This window comes from Streptococcus suis, assembly GCF_002960625.1.
GTDB classification, from domain to species: Bacteria; Bacillota; Bacilli; order Lactobacillales; family Streptococcaceae; genus Streptococcus; species Streptococcus suis_T.
Genome location: NZ_POJH01000008.1, coordinates 1 through 539 on the forward strand (window position 1 = coordinate 1; position 539 = coordinate 539).

The 539-nt window shown below is 42.3% G+C and carries 1 pseudogene; it reads left to right on the plus strand.

The window, feature by feature from the left end:
* Positions 1–539, plus strand: a pseudogene (locus C1G49_RS00030) (IS5/IS1182 family transposase); the annotation flags it as partial.

A 539-nucleotide genomic window follows, 5' to 3' on the forward strand; every position in this document is an offset into this window, starting at 1 on the left:
AAGTATTCTTTCACGTGGAAAAAGGCCGTTGAACGCTATGAAGATGCCTTGAACGGAAACATTTCTGCCCTTTATGACAAGCTAGTTCAAGAAGGGGTGAATACTGCCTTGTCAAAGGAAGAATGCCTCACTAGCGAGGGACTCAAACAACTCCTACATGAGACAGAACAAGTATTGGATGAGGTGGAAGAAGCTATCTCACAAGAGCCTAAAGTCATTAAAGGTGGATCAGCCAACAGACAGAAACGAAGAAGAATTAAGAAACTCAAGAGAAAGTTGAAAGAGGATTTTCTTGTTCGGAAACAGAAGTACGAACGAGATAAACAGATTCTACAAGAGCGAAATTCCTATTCTAAAACGGATCACGATGCAACATTCATGCGAATGAAAGAAGATCATATGAAGAATGGTCAGCTCAAACCGGGCTACAACCTCCAACTTGGCACAAACAGCCAGTTTGCCTTAGCTTACGGACTGTTTCCGAATCCAACTGACACTCGTACACTCAAGCCTTTTCTTCAATCCATCCAAACCCTAGA